We start from the raw sequence: 19,703 nt of genomic DNA, 5'->3' as shown, positions 1-19,703 counted from the left end.
ATCCTCACCCGAAGCGGTGACCTCCCGACACCGGGAGGAGAAAGCTCCCCGCGGGGGCCGGTCCGTCCGAACGGACCGGCCCCCGCCGTGCGTCGGGCGCAGAGGAGCGGAATCTCCGATCACCGCGGGGATCACCGCGGGGATCACGACGGGGAGCGCAGCGGGGAGAAGCTCAGGCCTCCACGACTGCCGCCTTCACCCCCTCCGTCCCCTCCGCACCCCTTGTTCCTTCCGGCCTCTCTGCCGCTTGCTCCTCGCCCGAGTCGGATTCGTCCGGGTCGGACAGCTCGTCCGCCGGCTCGTACGGCACGAACCCCGGTAGCCACTCCTCCAGTTCGTCGCGCAGCCGCACCGTCGCGCCCAGCTGGCAGAGCACGCCGATGGTGCTGAGGGTCACCCGGTGGATGAGGAAGTAGGCGGGCGGGAGGTTCAGCTGCCGGCCGAGCTGATGCGCGGGGGAGCGGGGGTCGGCGATGCGGGCCGCCTGACTGCGCATCCAGCCCCGGGTGAAGGTGAACGCGTCGACCCGGGCCGGTTCGATGATCGGCAGCAGATAGTCGAGGACCGCGCCCGGGTCCAGCTCCACCGACTTCTTGACGAAACCCTCCTCGCAGAGGAGTTCGTAGACGCCCTCCGCGTCGTCGTCGAGGGTCATCCGCAGGGACTCGCCGATCGGGGTGGGCAGCCCCTCGGGGAGCCGGTCGACCGTGCCGAAGTCCAGGACGCCGAGCCGCCAGTCGCCGTCGCCGTCCGAAGCGCCCGGCAGCAGACGGAAGTTGCCGGGGTGCGGGTCGGCGTGCAGCAGGCCGGTGCGGACCGGGCCGGAGAAGAGGAAACGGGCCAGAAGCTGTCCGGCCCGGTCGCGCTGCTGCGGAGTGCCGTCCGCGATGACCTCCGACAGCGGGATGCCGTCGATCCACTCGGTGACCAGCACCTGTTCGCACTGGTGGACCACCTCGGGCACCACGACATCCGGATCGTCGGCGAACTCCTCGGAGTGCGCCCGCTGGGCCTCGGCCTCCAGGCTGTAGTCCAGCTCCTCCGAGACCCGGTCCTTCAACTCGGTGATCAGCGGCTTGATGTCCATGCCCGGGATCAGCGGGCCGAGCAGCCGGGCGAAGCGGCTCAGCTGGGTGAGGTCGGACAGCAGGGCCTCGCCCGCTCCCGGGTACTGCACCTTGACCGCCACCTCCCGGCCGTCGTGCCACATCGCGCGATGGACCTGGCCGATCGACGCGGCCGCCGCCGGTTTCTCCTCGAACTCCAGGAACAGCGTCCGCCACTCCTCGCCGAGCCGTTCCTCCAGCACCGCGTGCACGGTGCGGGTCGGCATCGGCGGGGCCGCCTCCTGGAGCTTCGTCAGGGCCGCGCGGTAGGGACCGGCGACCTCCTCGGGCAGTGCCGACTCGAAGACGGACAGGGCCTGGCCGAACTTCATGGCCCCGCCCTTCAGCTCGCCGAGCACCTTGAACAACTGTTCCGCCGTGCGCTGTTGCAGCTCTCGGCCGACGATCTCCGCGGACTCGCCGACGATCCGCTTGCCCAGTCCCCAGGTGGCCCGTCCGGCGAAGCCGAGCGGCAGCGCCGCGAGCTTGGCGGTCCGGGTGACCGCCTTGCGGGGAAGATCAGACATGCGCCCTCCAAGTCCCAGCAGGCCGCGCCGCGTCCGCCTCACGGCTTGACTCCTTCGACGGCCCTTGCCCCGCCATTGTCGCGCGTGCGTCCCCTTCCTCGGGGGCCTGCTCGCTCCTGGCTTTCTCCGCTGCCCCGCACGAGCACGCCGCATGCGCGGGAACGGGCCTCGCATGCCAGTTCAGACCGGGCAGCGAGACCTCCCAGCGGGCACCCGCGCTCGCCGGGACGCGGCCGTCCAGAAAGGCGAGCGCATGCGCGGCGGTGAGACCGGCGACGGTCGTGGCCAGCGCCAGATCACAGGCCCGCACCTGACGTGGCGCACCGGAGCGCCACTGCGCGACCAAGCGGGGCCAGCTCGGGTCCCGGTCGATCCGCCCCTCCTGGAGGCAGCCCGCGCAGCTCGTCTCGCCGGGCAGGACCAGCGGGCCGACCACACCGGTCGCCTCCACCACACCCGCGTACAGATGAGGGGTGCCCGAGGTCACCAGGGGCGCGGCGGCGGTCGGGTCGGGCGCGTGGACGGCGACATCGTCGCGTGGCGCGAGGATGACCAGGCAGAAGCCGCCACCCTCGGCCTCGGGGGAGTCCTTCGAGGTCCGGCGCGGCGGCCGGTCGGGCGCGTGCCGTCGGGCCGCACGGCGGGCGGCCTCGTCCCTGCGCTCGCCCACCGACTCGGCGGGCAGGCCGCCCGGCGCCACGTCCCCCGGCTCCACCCGGCCGCCGTCGCGTACATCGACCTCACCGACGCCCGCCCCCGCGAGGAGCGAGGCGACCAGCGCGCCGACCCGGCCCGCCCCGCGTACCCGCACGCGCAGCGAGCGGCGGGCGGCCAGCCGTTGCATCGCCTCTCCCGGCTCCGAGGCCAGCAGGGACAAGGAAGCGAGGTCCGGGCGCAGCCGGTCGAGGACCGCCTCCTTGTCGCGCAGCTCGTCGGCGGCCGGACCGCCGCCCCGCGCGTCGTCCAGCAGACCCGCCTGCGCCAGCCGCTCCACCAGGGTGTCGACGTGGCCGTCCGGAAGGCCCATCCGGCGGCCCTCCTCGCGCAGCAGCGGCAGCCCCCGGACGCCGTTGAGCAGGTCGAGGAAGCTGCCCGTGGCCGTGTCCACCGGGCCCAGCGTCAGCGCGTGCGCCGGGGCCATCCCGAACTGCACCGTGTTGAGATCCCGCCAGCCGCGCCTGAGCGCCGGCTTCATCTGCGGAACCATCTGGTCCAAAGCGTGCATGACAGACCCCCGTGGCCCTCGTATCGGTCGACAACGTCCCCGTCGGCCCGCGGAGTCGGTCGACGCTCCGCCGGCGAGTGCCAGCATGCCCGGTCCCGGCCGGCCCGTGCCGAACGTTGTCCACAGGCCGGGGTATTCGTCATACGAATCAGACGCATGGAGGGCAACGGCGCCGAACCGTCCCGCAGGGAGGACGTCCCGCGTGCGCAGCGGGTAACGTCGGGGCGTGTCCGCCGACCCCCTGCACCGCGCCGGAACACCACAGCGCGGCACGAAGAGCCAGCCGCCCAGCGGTCCGGCCGCGAGCGCGATCGAGGTCCGCCGGAGCACCCGTCGACGCAGGACGGTCTCCGCGTACCGCGAGGGCGATCGCACCATCGTGCTCATCCCCGCCCGGATGTCCGCGGCGGAGGAGCAGCGCTGGGTGAACGTCATGCTGGACAAGCTCGCCGCACAGGAGAGCAGACGGGTCCTCGGCGACGACGAGCTGGCCGAGCGCGCCCTGCGGCTGTCGGACCAGTACTTCGAGGGCCGCGCCCGGCCCGCCTCGGTGCGCTGGGTCACCAACCAGAACACCCGCTGGGGCTCCTGCACCCCCTCCGAGGGCAGCATCCGCCTCTCGCACCGCCTCCAGGGCATGCCCGAGTACGTCGTCGACTACGTCCTCCTGCACGAGCTGGCGCATCTGCTGGTGCCCGGCCACGGCCCCCGTTTCTGGCGGCTCCTGGACGCCTACCCGCGCACCGAACGCGCGCGTGGCTACCTCGAAGGGGTCGCCGCGGCCGAACGGCAGCAGCCCCCGCCGGACGCCCGCGAGGAGTGACCGGCGCGCGCCGCACGTGGGCGTTGTGTACCGGGTCTGTACCGACCGTTCGCGGTGTCAGACTTTGCCGTTAGCCTGTCGCGACGTACTTGTATTCGGGACGGGGGACGGTCGTTTCGCATGGCCAGGGAATTCCAGCGCGGCCACAAGGCCAGGATCAGTGACCTCACCGCGGGCACCGATCTGTACGTAGGCGTGCAGATCGATGGCCCCGGACTGACGTTCGACATCAGTTGTTTCGGGCTCGACGCCGATGAACGGCTCTCCGACGACCGCTACTTCATCTTCTTCAACCAGCCGAAGTCGCCCGAGGAGTCCATCCAGCTCCTGGGCGCCCAGGCGGGCGACACGGAGTCCTTCCGGGTCACGCTCGACCGGATTCCGGCGCAGATCCAGAAGCTGTCGTTCACCGCGACGCTCGACGGCGCCGGACAGATGTCGCAGGTCGGCCCGGGCTACATCCGGATCGTCGCCGGTGGCGAGGAAGTCGCCCGGTACGCCTTCAGCGGCTCGGAGTTCACCACCGAGCGCGCCGTGATGCTCGGCGACTTCTATCTGAAGGACGTCTGGCGGTTCGCGGCCGTCGGACAGGGCTTCGACGGCGGCCTGGACGCGCTGCTGAAGAACTTCGGCGGCGAGGTCGCCGAGGAGGAGGCGCCCGCCGCGCCGGAGCCGCCGCAGACCGGCACCGCCCCGGGCTTCGCCCCGCCCGCGTTCGCCGCCCCGCAGGCCCCCGCGCCCGCCCCGGCACCCGCCCCCGCGCCCCAGGCGTACGCCCCGCCGCCCGCGCCCTCCGTGCACGCCGCGCCGACCATCGTCGCGCCCCTGACCCCGCCCGGCGCCGCCCCCGTACCGCCGCCAGGACCGGCCCCCGCGCCCTACGGCCAGCCGCCCCAGCAGCAGCCGTACGGCGCACCCGGCGCCCCGAGCGCCCCCATGCCGCCCGGCTACGGCCAGCACCCGGCACCCGGCGCCCCGCCCGCCCCCGGCCCGCCGCCGGGCTATGGACAGCCCCCCGCCCCCGGCTACGGCCAGCAGCCGCCCTTCGGACAGGTCCCGGGGCAGCAGACCGCCTCCTACGGGGTGCCGCAGGGCGCTCCTGCGGGCGGTGCCGGGATGGCCGCCGGGCTCCAGAAGTTCAAGGAGACGCCCACCGGGCAGCGCTGGACGCAGCAGAACAAGAAGCTCGTCCGCGTCGACCTCGGCATCGAGGGACAGCCCGTCCTGGCCCGGCAGGGCAGCATGGTGCTCTACCAGGGCAAGGTCGACTTCAGTTACAAGGGCGCCGGGTTCGCCGGACGCATCGTCGGCAACGCGACCGGCCAGGAGATGCAGCTGATGCGCTGCACCGGCCAGGGGCAGGTGTTCCTCGCCGAGGACGCCAGCCATCTCCACCCGGTCGAGTTGCAGGGCGACGCGATCTGCGTCTCTGCGGAGAACGTCCTCGCCTTCGACGAGAGCCTTCAGTACGAGGTGCGCCGCGTCGAAGGACACGGCATCCCCGGGGGCGCGCTGTTCACGATGCAGTTCCAGGGCACCGGAACGATCATCGTCAAGACCCACGGCACGCCCGTGGTGCTGCCGGTCACGCCCACCACGTTCGCCGACTGCAACGCCGTCGTCGCCTGGTCGGCCGCCGCCCAGGTGATCGTCTCCAGCCAGGTGCGGATGCGCCGCAACGCCTACGCGGGCGACACCGGCGAGAGCGTCAACCTCCAGTTCCGGGGCGCTCCCGGCAACTTCATCGTCGTCCAGCCGTACGAGGTCTGAGGGAGTCCGTCATGAACCAGCCACTCGCGGGCTACGCCCCCGCACCCGTCACCGCCCGTATGGAGAACCACGGCGACCACATGCTGAAGGTCGCCCTACAGACCGGGAACGACCTCTACGCGCGCGTGGGCTCGATGGTCGCCTACGAGGGCTTCATCCAGTACGAGCCCAACCCGCCCGCCGTGCGCCAGATCGCCCGCGACTGGATGACCGGCGAGGGCGCGCCCCTGATGAAGTGCTCGGGCGACGGACTGCTCTACCTCGCCGACTACGGCGCCAACGTCGTCGTGATCAACCTCGACGGCGACGGCATCTCCGTCAACGCCACCAACCTCCTCGCCTTCGACACCCAGCTGACCTGGAGCGTGGAGCGGGTCAAGGGGCTGGCGAAGTTCGCGGGACAGGGCCTGTGGAACACGCGGATCTCCGGGCAGGGCTGGGTCGCGCTGACCTCCCGGGGCAAGCCGATCGTCGTCGACTGCGGCGGCGGCGAGGACGAGACGTACGTCGACCCGGACGCGCTCGTCGCCTGGTCACCGAACCTGAAGGTGAAGGGCAAGCGCAGCTTCAAGGCACAGTCGCTGATCGGCCGTGGCAGCGGGGAGGCCTACCAGATGGCCTTCTCCGGTCAGGGCATCGTCGTCGTCCAGCCCAGCGAGGACAGCACCGACCGCCTTCGGGTCCGGGGCTGAGGGGGAGCCGGAACAACCATGCAGAGCCCGCTTTTCACCTACAACGACCAGCAGACCCAAGAACGCTGGAGTGTGCAGAACCCACAGATGCTGCGCGTCACCCTGGAGGGCCACGACGACATCCTGGCCCGCAAGGGCACGATGGTCGCCTATCAGGGGCTCGTCGAGTTCGACGCGGAGTACCAGAGCAACCAGCAGGGACGCGCGCGTGCGTCCACCGGCGAGGGACTCGACCTGATGCGCTGCCACGGGCAGGGCACGGTCCACCTCGCCAACCTCGCCCAGTACGTCCACCTGATGGACGTCGAGCAGGAGGGCCTGACCGTCGACAGCAGCTATGTGCTGGCGATGGACTCCTCGCTGCACCACGAGGTCATCGCCGTCGACAGCCTCTACGGCATCTCCGGATCGGGGAAGTACCAGCTCAACATCACCGGACGCGGCAAGGTCGCGCTCATGACCTCGGGCGCACCGCTGCTGATGCGGGTGACGCCCGACACGTACGTCAACTGCGACGCCGACGCGATCGTCGCCTGGTCGACCGGGCTGCGCGTCCAGATGCAGGCCCAGACGCACTCCTCGGGGGTCTGGCGGCGCCGGGGCACCACCGGCGAGGGCTGGGAGCTGAGCTTCATGGGCAGCGGGTTCGCACTCGTTCAGCCCAGTGAGCTGCTCCCGCCGCAGAACGCCCGGATCAGCGGCCTCGCCGGGCAGTACGGCATGGGTCAGCAGGGCGCCCGGGGACAGAGCCAGGGCAACGCCTGGAGCTGAGATCCCGCACGGCGGCCGGACCGGCCCGGATACGCCGGTCACATCGGCCGGGCCGGCCCACACGTAAGGGGCGACCGCCATAGCGGTCGCCCCTTACAACGTCGTTCACGCGTCTTACAACACGTCGTTCACGCGTCTTGCAACGTCGTCCACGCGCCGCCGCCGTCCCCGCCACAACGGCGTTCACGGCACCCTCAGAGGCGGGCGCGGGTCGCCTCCAGCAGGCGGACCACCGACGCGTCCGCCACCTCGGCCACCTCGTCGTACCCGAACCAGCGCAGGTCCAGCGACTCGTCGCTGATCGTCTGGACCGCGCCCGGCGGTGCCACCACGGCGTACTGGACGTCGAGGTGCCAGTGGCACGGGGCCGGGATGGCATGCCGGTCCAGGCGCACCGGGCCGCCCGGCAGCACCGTCAGCCCCGCCACGCCCGACTCCTCGGTGGCCTCGCGCAGGGCCGCCGCCGTCAGCGACGGGTCCTGCGGCTCGCAGTGGCCGCCCAACTGGAGCCACATCCGCAGCTTCTTGTGCAGGGTGAGCAGCACCCGGCCCCGCTCCGGGTCGATCACCAGGGCGCTGGCCGTGAGGTGCCCGGCCTCGCACGCCTTCCACATCCCGTCGGGGTGCGTCGACAGGTGGTCCAGGTAGACCTGGCGCAGCTCCGGCTGGCCCTCGTACCCCTTCAGGACGAGGACCGCGTCGTCGTACAGGCTCACTCGGTGCCGTCGCCCTTGGTGTCGTCGCTCGTGGTGTCGTCCTGCGCGGGGTCCTTCTTGCGCAGGTCCGGCTTGTCGGCCGCCTCGCCGAGCATCTTGTCCAGCTCGGAGAAGTCCAGCTGCTCGCGGTGGACGAAGCCGTCCGGGTCGTCCAGGTCGGAGGCGGTCGGCAGCATGTCCGGGTGGGCCCACAGGCCGTCCCGGCCGTCGACCCCGCGCGCGTCCGTGAGCGACGCCCACAGCCGGGACGCGTCGCGCAGCCGGCGCGGCCGCAGCTCCAGGCCGATCAGCGTGGCGAACGTCTGCTCCGCGGGACCGCCGGTCGCACGACGGCGGCGCAGGGTCTCGCGCAGCGCGTCGGCGGACGAGAGCCGCGGCTTCGCCGCCGCGTGCACCACCGCGTCCACCCAGCCCTCGACCAGCGCCAGAGCCGTCTCCAGACGGGCCAGCGCGGCCTTCTGCTCCGGGGTGTCCTCCGGCTGGAACATGCCCTGCTGGAGGGCGTCCTGCAACTGCTCCGGGTTCTGCGGGTCGAACTGGCCGACCACGTCCTCCAGCTTGGCCGTGTCGACCTTGATCCCGCGCGCGTACCCGTCGACCGCGCCGAACAGATGCGAACGCAGCCACGGCACGTGCGCGAAGAGGCGCTGGTGGGCCGCCTCCCGCAGGGCGAGATACAGCCGCACCTCCTCCTTGGGCACGCCGAGGTCCTTGCCGAACCCCTCGATGTTCACCGGCAGCAGCGCGGCCTTGCCGGCCGGGGTGAGCGGCAGGCCGATGTCGGTGGAGCCGACGACCTCGCCCGCGAGCACGCCCACGGCCTGCCCGATCTGGGTGCCGAACATGGCACCGCCCATCGAGCGCATCATGCCGATCAGCGGGCCCGCCATGGCCTGCATCTCCTCGGGCAGCACATCGCCCATCGCCGCCCCGACCCGCTCGGCCACCGGGTCGACCAGCTCCTGCCAGGCCGGCAGGGTCGCCTCGACCCACTCCGCGCGCGACCAGGCCACCGCGGACCCGGCACCCGACGGCAGCGACGTCACATCGTCCAGCCACAGGTCGGCCAGCCGGACGGCCTCCTCGACGGCGGTGCGCTCGGCGGGGCCGACGCTCGCGTCCTTCGTGCCGTCCGACGTGCCCTGGGCGACCGTCTGGCGGGCGATCTGCTTGGCCATGTCCCAGTTCACCGGGCCGCCCTCGAAGGAGAGCATCTGGCCCAGCTGCTGGAACGCGGCGCCCAGGTCAGTGGGGTTCAGCGAGCCGAACATGGCCGCGAGCGGGTTGTCCCCGCCCATGCCCCCGGCGCCGGCCGGGCCGAATCCGAACGGGTCGGCCGGGCCCTGACCACCACCGCTCTGCTGGTCCTTCTTCTTGCCCTCGTCGCCGTCTTCCGGCTCCTCCGGCGGAAGGCCGAATCCGAATGGGGTGTCACTCACGGGATTCCTCGGCTCCTAGGGCCACCGGTTGGCTCCGGCGGCACGACTGCCCGATAACACCACCCAGCGTAGACACCGCCGGCGGTTCGGGCCTCGGTGCTCCGCCGACTCTTGGCCTGCGGCAGGATGGTTGCCACCTGGTACGGACGCGTCACTCGCGTCCGTACTGAAGACAACCTCTGGAGACGCCCGGTGAGTTCCCCAGATCCGCACGTTCGCGCAGCGCGAAACGAGTCAACCCCTCCCGCCGTGCGCGGGCCCGTCGTCGCGGTCACGGGCGCCGCGTCCGGAGTGGGCGCCCTGCTCACCGCACGGCTCGCCGCCTCGGACCAGGTCAGGCAGGTCATCGCGATCGACGAACGGCGCGGCGAGTGCGCCGAGGCCCAGTGGCACATCCTCGACGTACGCGATCCGGCCATCGCCGAGAAACTGCGCGGCGCCGACGTGGTCGTCCACCTCGCGCTCGATCTCGACCTGGAGACCGACGCCGCCGCCCGAACGGCCTACAACGTCCGGGGGACCCAGACCGTCCTGACGGCCGCCGCCGCTGCGGGCGTCCACCGGGTCGTGCTCTGCACGTCCGCGATGGTCTACGGGGCACTGCCCGACAACGAACTGCCGCTCTCGGAGGACGCCGAACTGCGCGCCACGGCGGAGGCCACCGGCGTCGGCGACCTCCTGGAGATCGAACGGCTCGCCCGCCGCGCCCCTCGCGCGCACCCCGGCCTCAACGTCACCGTGGTCCGCCCCGCCATCCTCGTCGGCGGCACCGACACCGCGTTGACCCGGTACTTCGAGTCGCCCCGGCTGCTGGTGGTGGCCGGTTCCCGGCCCGCCTGGCAGTTCTGCCACGTCGAGGACCTGTGCGGCGCCCTGGAGTACACCGTCCTGGAGAAGGTCGAGGGGGAACTCGCCGTCGGCTGCGAGGGCTGGCTCGAACAGGAGGAGGTCGAGGAACTCAGCGGCATCCGGCGCATGGAGCTGCCCTCGGCGGTCGCCCTGGGAGCGGCGGCCCGGCTGCACCGGATCGGCCTGACGCCGTCCCCGGCCGGTGACCTCGCCTACACGATGTACCCCTGGGTGGTCAGCGGGAGCCGGCTGCACGACGCGGGCTGGCGGCCCCAGTGGACCAACGAGGAGGTCCTCGCGGAGCTGCTGGAGGAGGTCTCCGGGCGGCACACGGTCGCCGGACGCCGCCTGGGTCGCAAGGACGCCACGGCGGCCGGCGCGGCCGGTGCGACGGTGGCGCTGCTGGGCGCCGCGGCCGTGGTGCGCCGGGCCCGCAAGGCCCGTCGCCGCATCTGACGCGTCCTGGGACGCGTCGGGGGAGGAGCCCCCGAACGCCCCGCGCGCGTGCCGGTCGACCGTGCGGTTCCCGGTGCCCGGCCGGTGAGGCACGATGGAGCCATGGCATGCACCGACCACCCCGGGGAACGGGCCGCCGACGACCCGGTCAAGCTGATCGCCGTCCGCGAGAGCCCGCTCTCGGTCGACGAGGTCTTCCGCGCGGTCGGTGACGCGGCGGCGGGCGGCACCGCCCTGTTCGTGGGCACCGTGCGCGACCACGACGGCGGCGCCGGTGTGGACCGGCTCGGCTACTCCAGCCACCCCAGTGCCGAGGCCGAGATGCGGCGGATCGCCGAGAAGGTCGTCGCCGAGTACCCGGTGCGCGCCCTGGCCGCCGTCCACCGGGTCGGTGACCTCGTCGTCGGGGACCTCGCGGTGGTCGTCGCCGTCTCCTGCCCGCACCGGGGCGAGGCCTTCGAGGCCTGCCGCAAGCTGATCGACGACCTCAAGAAGGAGGTGCCGATCTGGAAGCACCAGGTGTTCTCCGACGGCACCGAAGAGTGGGTCGGGGCCTAGGGCGTGTTGCCCCAGCGGCTCTCCTTGAGGATGACGATTGCTGCTCCGGTTGCGTAACCCGACCCCGGGTACGAGCGTTGTCCGTACAGATGGTTAATCTGCTGATCAGTCAGTTCGGCTGGTCGGCCAGCTCGGGCGCGTCCAGGGTCGGGAGGTCGGTATGGCGGCACTCGCGTGGTTGTTGATTCCGCTGATCGCCGGGGTCGGCGCCGCCCTGTGGGGAAGCTGGGCCAACCGGACCCGCAAGGTCCGCAGCGACGGCCCCGAGCTGGACGGATACGCGCGCTTCCGCGCGGCCATGGAGAAGTCCCACAGCGGCACCTGACAGACGTGGGGCCGCCGGTGCACTGACAGTCCCGTCCCGTACTGTCTTCGCATGCCACGCCGCACCGCGACGATGCTCGCCTCCACCCTGATGCTGATCGCGCTCCTGTGCGCGGGTGTGTTCCTCCCCGTGCCGTACTCGGAGATGTCACCGGGGCCGACGGTCAACACGCTCGGGGACCACGACGGCGAGCCGGTGTTGCAGATCTCCGGACGCAAGACGTACGCCACCAGCGGGCACCTGAACATGACGACCGTCCGCGTCACCAGCGCCGACTACCGCATGAACCTCGTCGAGGCCGTCTACGGCTGGCTCGCGCACGACTACAAGGTCGTCCCGCACGACACCCTCTACCCGGACGGCAAGACCGAGGAGCAGTCCACCCAGGAGAACGCCGAGGAGTTCAGCGAGTCCCAGGAGAGCGCCAAGGTCGCCGCCCTGAAGGAGCTGGACGTGCCCGTGCAGTCCTGGGTGATCGTCTCCACCGTCGTCAAGGGATCACCGGCCGAGGGCCGGCTGCACGCCGGTGACGTCATCAAGGACGTCGACGGGACGGCCGTCAAGGCGCCCGCCGATGTCGCCAAGCTCGTCACCAAGCACACGCCAGGCGAGGACGTCGTCTTCACGGTCGTCCCCGCCAAGGAGCAGGCCGCCGCCGAGAAGGAACGCCGGGCGACGGACAAGACCGAGAAGGTCACCATCAAGACGGCGACCTCCGAGGACAAGGGCGGGAAGCGTGCCATCGTCGGGATCTCCGCCGGGACCGATCACACGTTCCCGTTCACCATCGACATCAAGCTCGCCGACGTCGGCGGCCCGAGCGCCGGACTGATGTTCGCCCTCGGCATCTACGACAAGCTCACCCCGACCAGCCTGACCGGCGGAAAGTTCGTGGCCGGTACCGGGACCATCGACGACGACGGCACGGTCGGCCCGATCGGCGGCATCGAGATGAAGACCGTCGGCGCGCGCGACAAGGGCGCCCAGTACTTCCTGACGCCCGCCGACAACTGCGCCGCGGCGGCCGCGAGCACCCCCGACGGCCTCACCCTCGTCAAGGTGAAGACCATCGGCGACGCCCTCGGCGCGCTGAAGGACATCCGCTCCGGGAAGACCGCCGACCTGCCGAAGTGCACCAAGTAGCCCGCGAGAGCTACTCCTCGAAGGTCGCCGCGAGCGCCTCCGCCAGACCCGGCACCAGATCGGCGCCCGTGAGCACCTCCGTCGGCGTGTCCTTCTCCCGCAGCCGAACGGCGGAGTCGCGGGCGCCGTCACGCAGCACCGCCACCGTCATCCGGACCTCCTGCCGGTCCGGGTGGGCGGCCACCCACTTCGCGAGCTTCGCGTCGTTCAGGCCCTCCGGGACCTGCGCCTCGGCGGACGGCGGGAGCATCAGCCGCTCCACCGTGAGCGCGCAGCCGACCACCGCGTCCGGCCAGGCGATCGTGCCCAGGAACGTGTCGAGCGGCCGGCCCGCCGGGATCTCGTCCTGCTCGATCGGGGTGAACGCGGGGGCGTCCGACTGCTGTTCCTCGTCCAGGCCGAGCTGGGCCGCGAGGTCGGGTTCCTGAACGCGCAGACGCGCGGTGTCGACGAGGGCGAAGAGACGGGCGGGCTGGTCCCAGCCGAGGCCGGAGGCGTACTCGTCGATCTCAAGTACGGCCCGGGTGAGCGGGCTCGCCGCCATGGGGGTGTTGGACATGGTCACAATCCTGCCTCGTTCGCACCCGGAATCGGGAACCGAGTAAGCGATGAGTAAGTTGCATAGGTGTGGGCCCACGCACGCCAGGGGCCACGGGAGGCCCACGAAAACGCGGGCCTGACGGATCGACAGCGAACTTCGAGGTGCCACCTTGGCTTTCCAGATGCCGGACCGCGGCGGAGGCCCGACGGGGCCACGGATCAGAGTCGGCCGCCCGTCCCGACGGGCCCGGACCCTGCTCATGACACTGGGCGTCCTCGCCGTGCTCGGCATGGCGTTCACCATGTTCGCGGGCTTCTGGACGGACTGGCTCTGGTACCGGTCGGTGCAGTACTCCTCCGTCTTCACCACCACGCTCTGGACCAAGATCGGCCTGTTCTTCGTCTTCGGCCTGCTGATGGCCGTCGCGGTCGGCTTCAACATCTGGCTCGCGCACCGGCTGCGCCCCCCGCTGAGCGCCATGTCCATGGAGCAGCAGAGCCTGGACCGCTACCGGATGGGCATCGCGCCCTACAAGAAGTGGCTGCTGCTCGGCATCACCGCCCTGGTGGGCCTGATCGCCGGTGCCTCGGCGGCCGGCCAGTGGCGGACCTGGCTGATGTGGGTCAACGGCGTGCCCTTCGGCCAGAAGGACCCGCAGTTCCATCTCGACGTCGCGTTCTTCGCGTTCGACCTGCCCTGGTACCGGTTCCTGCTCGGCGTCGGGTTCGCCGCCGCGATCCTCTCGCTGATCGCCGCCGCGCTCACCCACTACCTGTACGGCGGCCTGCGGGTCACCTCCCCGGGCGCGCGCGCCACCGCCGCCGCGACCGGGCATCTGTCGGTGCTGCTCGGCCTCTTCGTCGCCCTCAAGGCCGTCGCCTACTGGCTCGACCGGTACGGACTGGCCGTGAAGTCCAGCGACTTCAAGGCGACGGACAACTGGACCGGTCTGCGCTACGTCGACGCGAACGCCTATCTGCCGGCCAAGACGATCCTGTTCTGCATCGCCGTCATCTGCGCGCTGCTGTTCTTCGCCACGCTGTGGCGGCGCACCTGGCAGCTGCCTGTCATCGGCTTCGGCCTGATGGTGCTCTCGGCGATCCTGATCGGCGGTCTGTACCCGGCGATCGTCCAGAAGTTCCAGGTCCAGCCGAACGAGCAGGCCAAGGAAGCCCCGTACGTCAACAAGAACCTGAAGGCGACCCGCGAGGCCTACGGCATCGACGACGCCCAGGTCACCGAGTACTCGGGCACCGGCTCCACCCAGGACAAGACCAAGCTGCGCGACGACGTCGACTCCACGGCGAGCATCCGCATCCTGGACCCGAACATCGTCTCGCCGACGTTCCAGCAGCTCCAGCAGATCAGGAACTACTACGGGTTCCCGACCAACCTGGACGTGGACCGGTACAGCAAGGACGGCAAGGACCAGGACACCGTCATCGGGCTGCGTGAGCTGAACCTCAACGGCATCCCGAAGAACAACTGGATCAACGACCACTTCCGTTACACCCACGGATACGGGGTCGTCGCCGCCAAGGGCACCACGGCCGACGCCGAGGGCCGGCCCGTCTTCACCGAGTCGGACCTGCCCTCCAAGGGCGACCTGGGCGACTACCAGCAGCGGGTCTACTACGGCGAGAAGACCACCACGTACTCGATCGTCGGCGGTCCCCAGAAGGAGATCGACTACTCCGACGACAGCGGCGAGAAGACCACCAGTTACCGGGGCAAGAGCGGCGTCAGCCTCTCCAGCCCGATCAACCGGGCCGCGTACGCGCTGGCGTTCAGCGAACCGCAGATCCTCTACTCCGGCGCGATCGGCGAGGGCTCGCGGATTCTCTACAACCGCACCCCCAAGGAGCGCGTGGAGGCGGTCGCCCCCTGGCTGACCATCGACGGCGACGCCTACCCGGCGGTCGTCGGCAACCGGATTCAGTGGATCGTCGACGCCTACACGACGACCAACGGATACCCCTACGCCTCCCGTACGACCCTGGGTGACACCACGGCCGACTCGTTGACGGCGACGAACAACTCCCGCGCGGTGGTGGCCCAGCAGAACCAGGTCAACTACATCCGCAACTCGGTGAAGGCGACCGTCGACGCGTACACCGGCGAGGTCAAGCTCTACCAGTGGGACACCAAGGACCCGGTCCTCAAGACGTGGATGAAGGCGTTCCCGGGCACCGTGCAGCCCAAGACCGCCATCTCCTCGGACCTGATGGCCCATCTCCGGTACCCGCAGGACCTGTTCAAGGTGCAGCGCGAGCTGCTCACCCGCTACCACGTCGAGGACGCGCAGACGTTCCTGTCGGGCAGCGAGGTGTGGCAGGTGCCGGACGACCCGACCAACAAGTCGGGCAACGCGGTACCGCCGTACTACCTGAGCATGAAGATGCCCGATCAGCAGGCACAGGCGTTCTCGCTCACGACGACGTTCACGCCCAACGGCCGTGACAACCTGAGTGCGTTCATGTCCGTCGACGCGGAGGCGGGCACCAGCGACTACGGCAAGATCAGAATCCTGAAACTGCCGACGAGCACAACGGTCAACGGGCCCAAGCAGGTTCAGAGCCAGTTCAACTCCGAACAGGACATCGCCGAGTCGATCAAGCTGCTCAAGGGCGGCGACTCCGACATCGAGTACGGCAACCTGCTCACCGTCCCGATGGACGGCGGACTGCTCTACGTCGAACCGGTCTATGTGCGCGGTGGCGGGCTCAAGTACCCGTTGCTGAGAAAGGTGTTGGTGACCTACGGAGGCAACACCGCCTTCGAGGACACCCTCGACGAGGCGCTCGACAAGGTCTTCGGGGCCACGGACACGAACACCTCGCCACCGGACGACGACACCACCACCAACCCGCCGCCGACGTCCAAGAACCCGACGGTCCAAGAGGCGTTGAACGACGCCCAGAAGGCCTTCGACTCCGGCCAGGACGCTCTCAAGAAGAACGACTGGGAGGCGTACGGCAAGGCCCAGAAGGAACTTGAGGACGCGCTCAAGAAGGCCGAGGACGCACAGGCCGCCGCCGACAAGGAGAAGAAGTCGAGCGGTGGGAGCAGCGCGGACCCCAGTGCCAGCCCCACGGTGAGAGCGACCAAGAGCCCGAGCAGCGCTTGATCGTCAGCTGATCAACTGACCACCTCCGCGCCGTGATACGGTTGCAGAACAACGGCGCGGGGTGGAGCAGCTCGGTAGCTCGCTGGGCTCATAACCCAGAGGTCGCAGGTTCAAATCCTGTCCCCGCTACTGAAGACGAAGGCCCGGATCGATCCTCAAGGATCGGTCCGGGCCTTCGACTTGTGCGGGCACTTGTGTGTGAACGAGGGAGACCGTCGTGCCGCCGTGGGGAGTTGAGAGAGATGTGTTTGACTTGTCGTTCTGTGGGCATGTCGACAAAACGCTGTAGTGACCTCACTGCGGTGACCTCACAGGCTTCGGTATACGAGCTGTACCCGGGTTGCGGGTGGTGCGACGATGGACGTTATGGGGGACAAGGCAACTCTGTTCGAGTCAGGGCGATTTGTGCAGCCCTCCGGGCGGGACGATGCCGTGGAAGCGGCGGAGGAAGCCGCCGAGGAGCTCCGTCAGCGACTCGCCGCCGAGGCCGGCGACGTCGAGGCGATGAGCGTCCTCGGCGCCATGCTGCTGCGCCGCGGCGACCTCGACGGAGCCGAACCCCAGCTGCGGGCCGCCACCGGGGCCGGTGACCGGGCCGCGGCCAACAACCTCGGAGTCCTTCTCCACCAGCGCGGATACGCCGACGAGGCGGCCGGCTGGTGGCGCATCGCCGCCGTCGCCGGATCGGCCGCCGCCGCGCACGCGCTCGGCCGCCACCACCGCGAGCGCGGCGACGAACCCGCCGCCGAGTACTGGCTGCGCCAGTCCGCCGAACAGGGGCACGCGCTCGGCGCCTACGCTCTCGCCGACCTCCTGGAGCACCGGGGCGACCCCGGGGCCGAGGCCTGGATGCGGACCTCCGCCGAGCGCGGGCACCGCGAGGCCGCCTACCGCCTGGCCCGGGTGCTCGACCGCAAGGCCGCCGAACAGGAAGAGGGCGCGGAGAGCACGAGCAGCACGGCGCGTACGGGGCGCGCGGAGGCCAGGGGGAGGAACGGCGCCGCCGGGAGCCCCGTGGGCCGTGGGGCGCGCGGGAACAGGGGTGACAACGGTGTCCAGGCGGCGCAGGAGGCCGAGCAGTGGTACCGGCAGGCCGCCGCGCGCGGACACCGGCATGCCGCGCTCCAGCTCGGCGCGATCCTGGAGAAGCGCGGCGAGCTGAAGGAGGCCGGCCGCTGGTACCTGACCTCCGCCAAGGACGGCGAGGCGCGGGCCGCCTGCGCCCTCGGCTTCCTGCTGCGCGACGCCGGTGACACCGAGAGCGCCGCCGTCTGGTGGCTGCGGGCCGCACAGGACGGCGACGGCAACGCCGCCAACGCCCTCGGCGCCCTGCACGCCGAACGCGGGCACACCCAGACCGCCGAGCGCTGGTACCGGGCCGCCCTGGACGCCGGTGACGACAACGGCGCCTACAACCTCGGCCTCCTCTGCGCCGAGCAGGGCCGGACCGCGCAGGCCGAGCAGTGGTACCGGCGCGCCGCCTACGCCGGACACCGGGAGGCGTCCAACGCGCTGGCCATCCTGCTGCTCCAGGGCGGCGACACCTCGGGCGCCGAGCCGTGGTTCTCCAAGGCGGCCGAGGCCGGGAGCGTGGACGCGGCGTTCAACCTCGGGATTCTCTTCGCCGGGCGCGGCGAGGACGCGTTCGCGCTGCGCTGGTACGAGCGGGCCGCGGCAGCCGGGCACACCGAGGCCGCGTTGCAGGTGGGCATGGCCCGGCTGCGGGACGGCGACGAGGCCGACGCCGAGCGGTATCTGCGGTGCGCGGCCGGGGGCGGCAACGCGGAGGCGGCGTACCGGCTGGCGACCGTGCTGGACGCGCGGCGGCCACCCGAGTCCGCGCACGAACTCGGCGAGATCGTCCACGAGAAGACCGAGTGCGAGGAGTGGTACGAGCGGGCCGCCACCCAGGGCCACCGGCGCGCCCAGGTGCGGGTCGGGATGCTGGCCGCGGCCCGGGGCGACGTCGTCCAGGCCGCTCGCTGGTACCGGGAGGCCGCCGAGGCCGGCTCGCGCAACGGCGCGTTCAACCTCGGGCTGCTGCTCGCCCGGGAGGGCAGCGAGCCGGAGGCGGCCGTGTGGTGGGCCCGGGCGGCCGACGCGGGCCATGGGCGGGCGGCGTTGCGGCTCGCGCTGGTGTGCGCGCGGCGCGGGGACCTCGCCGAGGGCCAACGGTGGGCCGACCGCGCGGTGTTGCTCGGTCCCGGCGAGGTCGCCGAGCGGGCGGGCCGGCTGCGGGACGCGCTGGGCGAGGAACTGTCGGCGTGAGGGACGGGGCGGAGCGACGCCCCGTTCCCAGGGCGGCGCCGTGCGGTCCGGGGCGGGCCCTGGACGTCGTTGAGTCGTGGTGGTGGGTGGCCTCCGGGACCCCTCCCATCAACCGATTTGCCTCTCGTCCCACCCATCACGTAACGTTCAGTTCAACGGCGCGGGGTGGAGCAGCTCGGTAGCTCGCTGGGCTCATAACCCAGAGGTCGCAGGTTCAAATCCTGTCCCCGCTACTGATGGCCGAGGGCCGAGATCCGGAGAACATCCGGGTTTCGGCCCTCGGTCTTTTTCGTGTGGCCATCACGCACCGAACCCCGGCACGCACCGAACCCCGGTACCCATCGGGCACCGGGGTTCAGGGAAGCGGGAGTTACGCCGTCGTGCAGTTCGGGCAGACGCCTCGGTAGGTGACTTCGACGTTCGAGACGGTGAAGCCGAAGCGTTCCGAGGCGGGGAGGTCGGCCAGGGGGTCACCGCTCGGGTGGACGTCCTTGATGGCGCCGCAGCTCGCACAGACCAGGTGGTGGTGCGGGCGGTGGGCGTTCGGGTCGTAGCGCTTGGCGCGGTGGTCGGTGCTGACCTCCAGCACCTCGCCGAGCGAGACCAGCTCACCCAGCGTGTTGTAGACCGTCGCCCGGGAGATCTCGGGGAGCTTGGCCACCGCGCGCGTGTGCACCTCGTCGGCCGTCAGGTGAACGTGCTCGCCGTCGAGTACCTCGGCCACCACGCGCCGCTGCGCGGTCATGCGCCATCCGCGTCCGCGCAGCCGTTCCAGAAGGTCGCTCATAGGGCTCAGCGTAACAGAAGGGGACCAGGTTCCGAATAGGTTTCGAATTAGAGCATGGGTGAGATTAGAGAGTTTCTTGGGTTGGAAATTGTCTAACGAGGGGCCAGGTGCCGGGCCCGTTCCGGCGCCGGTGCCCAGCAGCGGATGATGTCGCGGACCGAGACGATGCCGGTCGGCTCGCCCCCGTCCAGGACCACGAGATGCCGGAAGCCGCCGTGGGCCATCGCGCGGGCCGCCTCCTCCAGGGTCCAGGTCGGGGCGGCGAAGACGACGGTGTCCGTGGTGTGGGCGTACGTGTGCTCCAGGTCCGGGTTCTGGCCCCGGCCGATGGAGTTGAGGACGTCCCGCTCGGTGAGGATGCCGATACCGGCGTCGGGGTCCAGGACCACGGCGGCGCCCACCCGGCGCGAGGACATCAGGGTCGCCGCCTGACGGAGTGTGTGGGCGGGGCCGATGGTGAGGATCACCGTGCTCATGGCGTCGCGGACGAGCATGGTCTGAGCCACCTCCTACGAACCTACGAAGCTACGAACCTTCGGGCCACCGGGCTTGCGCGGGAGTTCACAAGCTCACAAGTGGG

Annotated in this window: 17 protein-coding genes and 2 tRNA genes; 12 read left to right on the top strand and 7 right to left on the bottom strand. The window is 71.0% G+C overall.

The annotated features are described in order from the left end of the window. Positions 1–172 precede the first annotated feature (172 nt). Positions 173–1,633 carry an ABC1 kinase family protein gene (locus tag ACIQOU_RS16105; RefSeq protein WP_401537319.1) on the bottom strand — a complete coding sequence of 487 codons (1,461 nt, stop codon included), beginning with the start codon at positions 1,631–1,633 and terminating at the stop codon, positions 173–175. Next, complete coding sequence (locus ACIQOU_RS16100) at positions 1,626–2,840, bottom strand: ThiF family adenylyltransferase (RefSeq protein ID WP_401537364.1); 1,215 nt, start codon at positions 2,838–2,840, stop codon at positions 1,626–1,628. The genes ACIQOU_RS16105 and ACIQOU_RS16100 overlap by 8 nt, the downstream gene beginning before the upstream one ends. A gap of 244 nt (positions 2,841–3,084) precedes the next feature. Between ACIQOU_RS16100 and ACIQOU_RS16095 the strand changes: the two genes are divergently transcribed. The 4 genes from ACIQOU_RS16095 (at position 3,085) to ACIQOU_RS16080 (ending at position 6,914) form a co-directional block, all read left to right on the top strand. Further along, complete coding sequence (locus tag ACIQOU_RS16095) at positions 3,085–3,681, top strand: M48 family metallopeptidase (RefSeq protein ID WP_401537318.1); 597 nt, start codon at positions 3,085–3,087, stop codon at positions 3,679–3,681. Positions 3,682–3,801: 120 nt separating this feature from the next. Next, positions 3,802–5,451: a TerD family protein gene (locus ACIQOU_RS16090; protein ID WP_401537317.1), complete on the top strand. Its 1,650-nt coding sequence runs from the start codon at positions 3,802–3,804 to the stop codon at positions 5,449–5,451. Between the two features lie 11 nt (positions 5,452–5,462). Next, entirely contained in the window at positions 5,463–6,143 is a 681-nt protein-coding gene (locus ACIQOU_RS16085) for an AIM24 family protein (protein WP_401537316.1), read from the top strand. Positions 6,144–6,161: 18 nt separating this feature from the next. Continuing rightward, the gene (locus ACIQOU_RS16080) at positions 6,162–6,914 is read left to right on the top strand and encodes an AIM24 family protein (protein WP_401537315.1); all 753 of its coding nucleotides are present in this window, start codon (positions 6,162–6,164) and stop codon (positions 6,912–6,914) included. Positions 6,915–7,108: 194 nt separating this feature from the next. On the opposite strand, the gene ACIQOU_RS16075 is transcribed toward ACIQOU_RS16080, so the two are convergent. Both ACIQOU_RS16075 and ACIQOU_RS16070 read right to left on the bottom strand, forming a co-directional pair. Next, positions 7,109–7,630 (bottom strand): NUDIX hydrolase, encoded by a 522-nt coding sequence (locus ACIQOU_RS16075; RefSeq protein WP_401537314.1) that lies wholly within the window; start codon positions 7,628–7,630, stop codon positions 7,109–7,111. Then, positions 7,627–9,069, bottom strand: coding sequence for a zinc-dependent metalloprotease (locus ACIQOU_RS16070; RefSeq protein ID WP_401537313.1), 1,443 nt, complete (start codon positions 9,067–9,069; stop codon positions 7,627–7,629). The genes ACIQOU_RS16075 and ACIQOU_RS16070 overlap by 4 nt, the downstream gene beginning before the upstream one ends. A gap of 192 nt (positions 9,070–9,261) precedes the next feature. Between ACIQOU_RS16070 and ACIQOU_RS16065 the strand changes: the two genes are divergently transcribed. From ACIQOU_RS16065 to ACIQOU_RS16050, 4 genes are all read left to right on the top strand, one after another. Next, on the top strand, positions 9,262–10,374 hold the full coding sequence (locus tag ACIQOU_RS16065) for an SDR family oxidoreductase (RefSeq protein WP_401537312.1): 1,113 nt from the start codon (positions 9,262–9,264) through the stop codon (positions 10,372–10,374). Between the two features lie 102 nt (positions 10,375–10,476). Continuing rightward, positions 10,477–10,932, top strand: a complete 456-nt coding sequence (locus ACIQOU_RS16060) for a molybdenum cofactor biosynthesis protein MoaE (protein WP_401537311.1) — start codon at positions 10,477–10,479, stop codon at positions 10,930–10,932. Positions 10,933–11,092: 160 nt separating this feature from the next. Beyond that, positions 11,093–11,257 carry a hypothetical protein gene (locus tag ACIQOU_RS16055; RefSeq protein WP_401537310.1) on the top strand — a complete coding sequence of 55 codons (165 nt, stop codon included), beginning with the start codon at positions 11,093–11,095 and terminating at the stop codon, positions 11,255–11,257. 51 nt (positions 11,258–11,308) lie between these two features. After that, positions 11,309–12,400 (top strand): PDZ domain-containing protein, encoded by a 1,092-nt coding sequence (locus ACIQOU_RS16050; RefSeq protein ID WP_401537309.1) that lies wholly within the window; start codon positions 11,309–11,311, stop codon positions 12,398–12,400. Positions 12,401–12,410: 10 nt separating this feature from the next. Here ACIQOU_RS16050 and ACIQOU_RS16045 read toward each other — a convergent pair whose 3' ends face one another. Next, the gene (locus ACIQOU_RS16045; protein WP_401537308.1) at positions 12,411–12,959 is read right to left on the bottom strand and encodes a PPA1309 family protein; all 549 of its coding nucleotides are present in this window, start codon (positions 12,957–12,959) and stop codon (positions 12,411–12,413) included. Between the two features lie 163 nt (positions 12,960–13,122). Here ACIQOU_RS16045 and ACIQOU_RS16040 point away from each other — a divergent pair, with 163 nt between their 5' ends. The 4 genes from ACIQOU_RS16040 to ACIQOU_RS16025 all read left to right on the top strand — a co-directional run bounded on the left by ACIQOU_RS16040 (position 13,123) and on the right by ACIQOU_RS16025 (position 18,569). Then, positions 13,123–16,068, top strand: coding sequence for a UPF0182 family protein (locus tag ACIQOU_RS16040; RefSeq protein WP_401537363.1), 2,946 nt, complete (start codon positions 13,123–13,125; stop codon positions 16,066–16,068). Between the two features lie 55 nt (positions 16,069–16,123). Continuing rightward, a tRNA-Met gene (locus ACIQOU_RS16035) sits at positions 16,124–16,197 on the top strand. A 228-nt stretch (positions 16,198–16,425) separates the two neighbouring features. Beyond that, positions 16,426–18,336 carry a sel1 repeat family protein gene (locus tag ACIQOU_RS16030; RefSeq protein WP_401537307.1) on the top strand — a complete coding sequence of 637 codons (1,911 nt, stop codon included), beginning with the start codon at positions 16,426–16,428 and terminating at the stop codon, positions 18,334–18,336. A 159-nt stretch (positions 18,337–18,495) separates the two neighbouring features. Beyond that, positions 18,496–18,569: transfer RNA gene (locus ACIQOU_RS16025), tRNA-Met, on the top strand. 137 nt (positions 18,570–18,706) lie between these two features. Here the strand turns inward: ACIQOU_RS16025 and ACIQOU_RS16020 are convergent. Continuing rightward, positions 18,707–19,123, bottom strand: a complete 417-nt coding sequence (locus tag ACIQOU_RS16020) for a Fur family transcriptional regulator (RefSeq protein WP_401537306.1) — start codon at positions 19,121–19,123, stop codon at positions 18,707–18,709. 92 nt (positions 19,124–19,215) lie between these two features. After that, on the bottom strand, positions 19,216–19,617 hold the full coding sequence (locus ACIQOU_RS16015; protein WP_401537362.1) for a cyclic nucleotide-binding/CBS domain-containing protein: 402 nt from the start codon (positions 19,615–19,617) through the stop codon (positions 19,216–19,218). Positions 19,618–19,703 lie beyond the last annotated feature (86 nt).

The organism is Streptomyces sp. NPDC091279 (genome assembly GCF_044757465.1).
Classification (GTDB): Bacteria; Actinomycetota; Actinomycetes; order Streptomycetales; family Streptomycetaceae; genus Streptomyces.
The sequence above is the reverse complement of the archived record's forward strand: the minus strand, read 5'-3'. Positions and strand labels throughout refer to the sequence as shown.

Excerpts from the sequence above, each read along its gene's own strand:
- ACIQOU_RS16100 (WP_401537364.1), bottom strand. The coding sequence starts at position 2,840 with ATGGTTCCGCAGATGAAGCCGGCGCTCAGGCGCGGCTGGCGGGATCTC.
- ACIQOU_RS16050 (WP_401537309.1), top strand. The coding sequence starts at position 11,309 with ATGCCACGCCGCACCGCGACGATGCTCGCCTCCACCCTGATGCTGATC.
- ACIQOU_RS16030 (WP_401537307.1), top strand. The coding sequence starts at position 16,426 with ATGGACGTTATGGGGGACAAGGCAACTCTGTTCGAGTCAGGGCGATTT.
- ACIQOU_RS16055 (WP_401537310.1), top strand. The coding sequence starts at position 11,093 with ATGGCGGCACTCGCGTGGTTGTTGATTCCGCTGATCGCCGGGGTCGGC.
- ACIQOU_RS16085 (WP_401537316.1), top strand. The coding sequence starts at position 5,463 with ATGAACCAGCCACTCGCGGGCTACGCCCCCGCACCCGTCACCGCCCGT.
- ACIQOU_RS16090 (WP_401537317.1), top strand. The coding sequence starts at position 3,802 with ATGGCCAGGGAATTCCAGCGCGGCCACAAGGCCAGGATCAGTGACCTC.
- ACIQOU_RS16015 (WP_401537362.1), bottom strand. The coding sequence starts at position 19,617 with ATGCTCGTCCGCGACGCCATGAGCACGGTGATCCTCACCATCGGCCCC.
- ACIQOU_RS16060 (WP_401537311.1), top strand. The coding sequence starts at position 10,477 with ATGGCATGCACCGACCACCCCGGGGAACGGGCCGCCGACGACCCGGTC.
- ACIQOU_RS16080 (WP_401537315.1), top strand. The coding sequence starts at position 6,162 with ATGCAGAGCCCGCTTTTCACCTACAACGACCAGCAGACCCAAGAACGC.
- ACIQOU_RS16105 (WP_401537319.1), bottom strand. The coding sequence starts at position 1,633 with ATGTCTGATCTTCCCCGCAAGGCGGTCACCCGGACCGCCAAGCTCGCG.
- ACIQOU_RS16040 (WP_401537363.1), top strand. The coding sequence starts at position 13,123 with ATGCCGGACCGCGGCGGAGGCCCGACGGGGCCACGGATCAGAGTCGGC.
- ACIQOU_RS16045 (WP_401537308.1), bottom strand. The coding sequence starts at position 12,959 with ATGTCCAACACCCCCATGGCGGCGAGCCCGCTCACCCGGGCCGTACTT.
- ACIQOU_RS16020 (WP_401537306.1), bottom strand. The coding sequence starts at position 19,123 with ATGAGCGACCTTCTGGAACGGCTGCGCGGACGCGGATGGCGCATGACC.